Raw genomic sequence first — 5,870 nt, forward strand, 5'->3', positions numbered from 1 at the left:
GTGTCGAACAGCACCACCGCGGTCCCCCGGGGCACCGCCCGGGCCAGCAGGTTCAGCGCATCGGTCGTGTTCCGGGTGAAGATCACGCTGTCCCCCCGGTGCGCCCCCACGAACCGCCGCAGCACGTCCCGCGCCTGCTCGTACACCCGGGTGCAGACCTGCGAGGCGAACCCGGCCCCCCGGTGCACGCTCGCGTACCACGGCAGCAACTCGTCCACCGCGTCGCGCACCGCCGCCAGGCAGGGTGCGCTGGCCGCGTGATCGAGGTTGGCGTACTCCCGGCGCGAGCCGTCCACGAGCGGAACCCGAAGCGTCGCCCCGGTCACCCCCGGCAGCGCGGCAGTGGACAGATCGACAGCGGTGAGGGTCATGGTGGCCTCCAACGGTCCACATCGGACCCGGAGGGCCCGCGCTTGCCCAACCCGCACCTCGCGGAGGGCCAGGTCCTCACCCGGGGCACCCCACCGCGGTTGGAGGGTTGCCGGCCAGCAAGCCGGGGCTATGCGCTGGCACTCATGACCTTGTCCCCATTGTAGCCAACCAGGCGGCGGCCCGGCTTCTCGAGGCTTGCGACAGCCAGGCGTCCTGCACGACCTCGGTGAGCTCCCGCAGGGTGAGCTCCCCGATCCGGCTGGCCCGGACCAGCACCGAGGGGTGGCCGTTGAAATGCGGCGTCGTGAAGAACGGTGATCCCTCGTCCTGAACCAGGGCCTGCTTGTCGGACTCGGACGGCACCCAGAACACGATCACGTCCGGGTACCGCTCGCCGGTCTCGGGATCGAACGCATCCGGCCGCGGAGTACGGAAGAACACGAACGACTTGCGCCCGACCTGGTAGACCGGGTTGCCGCCGGAGCCGTGCACGACCGTGACGTGCGGCATGCCCGAGGCCAGCTCGTGCACGTCCGCCACCCGCGCCCGGCGCGATCTTGCCGCCATGCCGGCAGGTTACGTCAGTTGCCGGTCTCGCCGCGCCAGCGGGCGTAGCGGCCGGCGCGGTCCACGGCGCGGATGCGGCGTTCGGTCGCGGTGCGGACCTGCTCGGTGGTGACGACGAGGATCTCGTCGCCTTCCTGCAGGCGGGTGGTGTGATCCGGGGTGAAGCCGCTGCCGTTGCGGGCGACCAGGCTGACCAGCGCACCGGGGGGCAGCCGCAGCTCGGACAGGTACACGCCGTGCAGCTTGGAACCGGACGGGATGCGCACCTGCAACAGCTCGGCGCCCAACTCGTCCAGCGGCGCGGCGTCGACCTGCAGCTCGACCGACTCCGCGCCCCGGTTCAGGCCCAGCGCCCGAGCGAGCACCGCCAGGGTGCCGCCCTGCACCAGGGTCAGCACGATCACCAGCACGAACACCGCGTCGACGAGCTGGCGGGAACCGTCGACGCCGGAGGTGAGCGGGATCAGCGCCAGCACGATCGGCACCGCGCCGCGCAACCCGGCCCAGGACAGGAACACCTGCTCCCCCAACGGCATCCGGAACGGCCCGGCGGAGGCCAGCACGGACAGCGGCCGGGCCAGCAGCGTCACGACGGCCGCGGCGACCAGCCCGGGCACGATCGACTCCAGCAGCCGGCCCGGCGAGGAGTACAGGCCCAGCAGCACGAACAGCCCGATCTGGGACAGCCAGCCCAGACCCTCGGCGAACGACAGCGTGTCGGACCGGTGCGGCAGCCGGGAGTTGCCGAGCAGCAGCGCGGCGACGTAGGTGGCCAGGAGTCCGGACGCGTGCGCCAACTGGCCACAGGAGAACGCCGCCACGCACACCGCCACGGTGGCCAGCGGATACAACCCGGTGGCCGGCAACGCCGCCCGCCGCAACGCCAGCACGCCGATCCAGCCGAACACCAACCCGAGCACCGCGCCGGCGATCAGCTCGTAGAGCACCACCAGCGGCAGGGTCCAGTCGAGCGCGCTGCCCGACGCCAGCAGCACCACCGCGATGTAGCAGGGCGCGTCGTTGAACCCGGACTCCAGCTCCAGGGCGCCGACCAGACCACGGCCCACCCCGATCCGGCGCAGCACACTGAACACGGCCGCGGCGTCGGTCGGCGCCAGCACCGCACCCCACAAGAACGCCAGCTGCCAGTCGAACCCGAGCAGGAAGTGCAGCGCCGCACCGGTGATCCCGATGCTGACCACGACGCCCACTGTGGACAGTGCGATGCCCAGCCCCAGCGAGGGCCGCACCTCCGACCAGCGTGTGGTGAGCCCACCCTCGGTGAGGATCATCACCAGCGCGGCCAGCCCGAGCGCCTGGGTCAGCTCGGCGTTGTCGAACCTGATGCCCAGCCCGGCCTCGCCGATGCCGACGCCGATCGCAAGGTAGATCAACAAGGCCGGCAACCCCAGCCGGCTCGTCACCCGCACCAGCAGCACCGCCACCAGCAGCACCGCCGCGCCGATACCGGCCGCTGTGGTCAGCTCCGTCACGACTGGTCCTCGCGGTTCGCGAGCAACGCCGCCAACGCCCGTTCCGCCCGGTCCGGCTCGATGTCCACGGCGATCAACTTGTCCCGGCTCCGTTCCCCGCGCACGATCGCGACCTGCGCCCGGCGCACCCCGAACGCCTCGGCCAGCGCGCGGCGCACCGCCTCGTTGGCCCGGCCGTCCACGGCCGGCGCGGACACCACGACGATCAGCGCGTCGCCCGTGGCCGCCGGCCAGCGCCCGCCGACCGTGGTGCGCCCCGCACCCGGACGTACCCGAACCGCGAACCGGTAACCGCCCATCACGGCTCGCCGGGCGGCACCGTCATGGTTCGCAGGGAGTCCTCGACATGGGCCCGGCGCGCCCCGGGCGACCGCGCGATCAGGTCCGGGGTGGCGCGGATCATGTGGGCCTGGCCGAGGTAGATCGAGTGGGCCAGTGCGGCACGCCGCCGGGCCTGGGCCGGGGTGAGCCCCAACTGGCCGAACAACGCCGCCAGGTAGCTCAGCCGCCGCTCGGTGACCCGCCGCACGATCGCCATGACCAGCGGATCCTCCGCCGAGGCGAGCAGCGCCAACTCGACCCGCGCCTCCTGCCGGGTGTCCAGCACGGTGCGGAACAGCCGGCGCAACCGGTCGGTGGGCGTGCCCCGGTCGGCCTCGATCATCTCGATCACCGCGTCGGTGTGCTCGCGTTCCCAGCGCTCCAGGGTGGCCCGCACCAGGGCGTCCCGGTTGGGAAAGTGCCAGTAGGCGCTGCCTTTGGTGGTGCCGAGCCGGGCCGCGAGCGGTTCGATCGCGACCGCCACGAGCCCACCGTCGGCCAGCGCCGCCAACGCTGCCGCGGTCCAGTCGTCCCTGGTCAGCCGTTTGACCCCGGTCCTGGTCCCCATGTGTCCATACGGTACCGTAGGTCAACAAACCATACGGTACCGTATGGTTCGTGATATACAACGTGCACGAGCGGGAGTACCCCGTGCCGGCGGCCCGCCTGGGCGAACTGCTGGACCAGGTCGCCGGGCCCGACAGTCCACTGTGGCCGGTACGGCACTGGCCGCCGATGATCCTGGACCGCCCGCTGGACGCCGGAGCCGACGGCGGGCACGGGCCGATCCGCTACCGGTGCACCGCCTACCAGCCGGGACACCGGGTCGAGTTCAGCTTCACGGTCCCGGTGGTCAAGGGCACGCACACGTTCAGCATCCGGGACGGCCGGCAGCCGGACTCCAGCGTGCTGCGGCACGTGATCCTCGCCCGGCCACGCGGCCTCGGGCGGGTCATCTGGCCGGTAGCGCTGCGCTGGCTGCACGACGCGTGCCTGGAGGACCTGCTCGACCACACCGCCGACTCGCTCGGCCACCCGCCCCGGCACCGCGCCCGGTGGTCGCCCTGGGTGCGGCTGCTGCGCCGGCTGGGCCGGACCCGGCGCTCAGCGCAGCCCGACCACCAGCACCCGCCGGTTGCGCCCGGCGACCCGGCGCGTTGAGCGGCTGAGCCCCGGGTCGGTCGAGTCGACCACCCGCGGCTCCACCAGGTCGGCCGTGCGGCCCTTGCGCACCACCCCGGCGCCGCCGGCAGCCAGCACGTTGCGGACCCAGTCGGCCCGCTCGCCGTAGAACAGCACCACCTCGAGCGACTCACCGGATCGCCTGGCCAGCACCGGAGTGCGATACTCCCGCCCGGACCTCCGTCCCCTGTGGACGATCATCGCCCAGGGCGGGAGGTACGGCGCCCAGAGCCCCTGGACCCGGTTGGTCACCTTCTTGTTGAACCGCGCCAACCCACGTGACCATGCCATGCGGCCATTATCCGCGCCGGCGCTCCATCCTCGCGGCCTCGACGCGCGCGGGCTTCGCCGATCGGGTCACCCATGTCGACTGCGCTCCATCCTCGCGGCCTCGATGCGCGCGGGCTTCGCCGATCGGGTCACCCCTGTCGATTGCGCACCATCACCCGGACCGGCACACCGTCGCCGACCGAGCCCGCGAAGCCGTCGGCCGGACCGTAGCGGACCTCGTCGGCCAGCGTCTCCGAGGCCAGGAACGCCTCGTGCGTCCGGGCGGCGGCCACCACCTCGTCCGGGGCGTCGACGGTCAGCGTGATCCGGTCGGAGACGTCCAGGCCCGCCGCCCGCCGGGCCTGCTGGACCACCCGGATCAGGTCCCGGGCCAGGCCCTCGGCGGCCAGTTCGGGGGTCACCTCGGTGTCCAGCACGACCAGCCCGGAACCGCCCGGCAGCTCGGTCGTCGCGCCGCGGTCGGTGGCCACCAGCCGGCGCTCGTACTCGCCGGGCAGCAACGTGATCCCGGCCGCGCTCACGGTGCCGTCCGCGCCGGTGGTCCACTCCCCGGCCTTCACCGCCCGGATCACCTTCTGCACGTCACCGCCCAGCCGAGGCCCCGCGGCGCGGGCGTTGACCACCAGCTCGAAATGGCCGTGCTCGGCCACCTCCGTGGTCAGCTCCACCGCCTTGACGTTCACCTCGTCGGCGACCAGCGGCACGAACGGGTCGAGCACCGGGGCGTCCTCGGCGGCGACCACCAGCTTCGCCAGCGGCAGCCGGACCCGCAGCTTGGCCGACTTGCGCAGCGACAACGCGGCCGAGCACACCTGGCGGACCCGGTCCATGCCCGACACCAGCGCGTCATCGGCCGGCAGGTCGCCCGCGCCCGGCCAGTCGGCCAGGTGCACCGACCGCTCACCGGTCAGCCCGCGCCACACCGCCTCGGTGGTCAGCGGCAGCAGCGGCGCGCCCACCCGGCTGACCACCTCCAGCACCGTGTGCAGGGTGTCGATCGCGTCGGCGTCGCCAGCCCAGAACCGGTCCCGCGAGCGCCGCACGTACCAGTTCGTGAGCACCTCGAGGAACTCCCGCATGATCGCGCAGGCGCCCGGCACGTCGTACCCGTCCAGGGCCGTCGTCACCGACCGCACCAGATCGTGGGTCTTGGCCAGCACGTAGCGGTCCAGCACGTGTGGGGAGTCCGTGCGCCACCGGCCGGGCCGGCCCTCGGCATTGGCGTACAGGGCCAGGAAGTACCAGCTGTTCCACAGCGGCAGCACCGCCTGGCGCACCGCGTCGCGGATGCCGCGCTCGGTCACCACCAGGTCACCGCCGCGCAGGATCGGCGAAGCCATCAGGAACCAGCGCATGGCATCCGAGCCGTCCCGGTCGAACACCTCGTTGACGTTCGGGTAGTTCCCGCGCGACTTGGACATCTTCTGCCCGTCGTCGCCGAGCACGATCCCGTGCGCCACGCAGTTGCGGAAGGCCGGCCGGTCGAACAGCGCCGTGGCCAGGACGTGCAGCGTGTAGAACCAGCCGCGGGTCTGGCCGTTGTACTCGACGATGAAGTCGCCCGGGTAGTGGTGCTCGAACCAGTCGGCGTTCTCGAACGGGTAATGCACCTGGGCGAACGGCATCGAGCCGGACTCGAACCAG

8 protein-coding genes and 1 riboswitch are annotated in these 5,870 nt (G+C 72.6%); of the genes, 1 reads left to right on the forward strand and 7 read right to left on the reverse strand.

Going from position 1 to position 5,870, the window contains the following annotated elements; genetic code table 11:
* From VFO68_RS08345 to VFO68_RS08365, 5 genes are all read right to left on the reverse strand, one after another.
* The coding region (locus VFO68_RS08345) for an aminotransferase class V-fold PLP-dependent enzyme (RefSeq protein WP_325157604.1) at positions 1-371 on the reverse strand (371 nt) is incomplete at its 3' end.
* 33 nt (positions 372-404) lie between these two features.
* Positions 405-521, reverse strand: a riboswitch (SAM riboswitch).
* Positions 514-939 (reverse strand): MmcQ/YjbR family DNA-binding protein, encoded by a 426-nt coding sequence (locus VFO68_RS08350; RefSeq protein ID WP_325157605.1) that lies wholly within the window; start codon positions 937-939, stop codon positions 514-516. Its footprint overlaps the riboswitch before it by 8 nt.
* Positions 940-953: 14 nt before the next feature.
* Positions 954-2,432: a potassium/proton antiporter gene (locus VFO68_RS08355; RefSeq protein ID WP_325157606.1), complete on the reverse strand. Its 1,479-nt coding sequence runs from the start codon at positions 2,430-2,432 to the stop codon at positions 954-956.
* Positions 2,429-2,731 (reverse strand): DUF167 domain-containing protein, encoded by a 303-nt coding sequence (locus tag VFO68_RS08360; protein WP_325157607.1) that lies wholly within the window; start codon positions 2,729-2,731, stop codon positions 2,429-2,431. Before VFO68_RS08360 ends, VFO68_RS08355 begins: the two co-directional genes overlap by 4 nt.
* A complete protein-coding gene (locus tag VFO68_RS08365; RefSeq protein WP_325157608.1) occupies positions 2,731-3,321 on the reverse strand; it encodes a TetR/AcrR family transcriptional regulator in 591 nt (196 codons plus the stop codon). The genes VFO68_RS08360 and VFO68_RS08365 overlap by 1 nt, the downstream gene beginning before the upstream one ends.
* A gap of 50 nt (positions 3,322-3,371) precedes the next feature.
* Here VFO68_RS08365 and VFO68_RS08370 point away from each other — a divergent pair, with 50 nt between their 5' ends.
* Positions 3,372-3,914, forward strand: a complete 543-nt coding sequence (locus VFO68_RS08370) for an SRPBCC family protein (protein WP_325157609.1) — start codon at positions 3,372-3,374, stop codon at positions 3,912-3,914.
* Here VFO68_RS08370 and VFO68_RS08375 read toward each other — a convergent pair.
* Positions 3,858-4,226, reverse strand: a complete 369-nt coding sequence (locus tag VFO68_RS08375; RefSeq protein ID WP_325157610.1) for a nitroreductase family deazaflavin-dependent oxidoreductase — start codon at positions 4,224-4,226, stop codon at positions 3,858-3,860. The genes VFO68_RS08370 and VFO68_RS08375 overlap by 57 nt on opposite strands.
* Positions 4,227-4,354: 128 nt before the next feature.
* Positions 4,355-5,870: class I tRNA ligase family protein (locus tag VFO68_RS08380; RefSeq protein ID WP_325157611.1), on the reverse strand; the 1,516-nt coding region annotated here is incomplete at its 5' end.

The organism is Actinophytocola sp., from assembly GCF_035712165.1.
Taxonomy (GTDB): Bacteria; Actinomycetota; Actinomycetes; order Mycobacteriales; family Pseudonocardiaceae; genus DASYTH01.

Bases quoted from the DNA above. Each gene is read 5' to 3' on its own strand.
- VFO68_RS08375 (WP_325157610.1), bottom strand. From the start codon at position 4,226: ATGGCATGGTCACGTGGGTTGGCGCGGTTCAACAAGAAGGTGACCAAC.
- VFO68_RS08350 (WP_325157605.1), bottom strand. From the start codon at position 939: ATGGCGGCAAGATCGCGCCGGGCGCGGGTGGCGGACGTGCACGAGCTG.
- VFO68_RS08360 (WP_325157607.1), bottom strand. From the start codon at position 2,731: ATGGGCGGTTACCGGTTCGCGGTTCGGGTACGTCCGGGTGCGGGGCGC.
- VFO68_RS08365 (WP_325157608.1), bottom strand. From the start codon at position 3,321: ATGGGGACCAGGACCGGGGTCAAACGGCTGACCAGGGACGACTGGACC.